The organism is uncultured Polaribacter sp., assembly GCF_947497695.1.
Classification (GTDB): domain Bacteria; phylum Bacteroidota; class Bacteroidia; order Flavobacteriales; family Flavobacteriaceae; genus Polaribacter.
This window is the reverse complement of sequence record NZ_CANMHM010000031.1, coordinates 1-528: the sequence shown is the minus strand read 5'-3', so window position 1 is coordinate 528 and position 528 is coordinate 1. Positions and strand designations below refer to the sequence as shown.

1 protein-coding gene is annotated in these 528 nt (G+C 31.1%); it reads left to right on the top strand.

The features are described from left to right. Window positions 1–62 precede the first annotated feature (62 nt). Window positions 63–528: transposase (locus Q0731_RS13130; RefSeq protein WP_299064821.1), on the top strand; the 466-nt coding region annotated here is incomplete at its 3' end.

Here is a 528-nt window from a genome sequence, read left to right as displayed (position 1 = left end):
ATAAAACAAAACCCCGAAAACGAGCTCTACACTCAAAAAACGGGGTTTTCTATCATTTGTCTATGTCTAAAATACGAAGAATTTCCGATTTCCAGCACGAATTTTCATTTTTAAGTGCTACAGAGAATTACACGCTGTATTTCAATCAATTTTTGAATAGCGATTTAGGTAAAATCTATGCTGCTATTCCTTGGTATGATTTAGTAACAAATTTTAAGATTACAGAATCACCAAAAGGAACGAAAAATTATTTTAGTCCAAAAGGCAAACTTGCCTTAATGTTTTTAAAACACCATGCTTGTTGTTCAGATAGAAAATTAATTGAACAATTGAATGCCAATATTGATTATCAATTTTTTTGCGATATTCATTTAGGACATCATCGTTTAACCAACTACAAAATCGTAAGCCAAATACGTTGTGAGTTGGCTCAAAATCTAATTATAGAAAAGGTAGAAAAAACACTTTTTAATTACTGGTCAGGTTTCATTGCAAATCAGCAAAGTATTACTACTGATGCCACTTGTT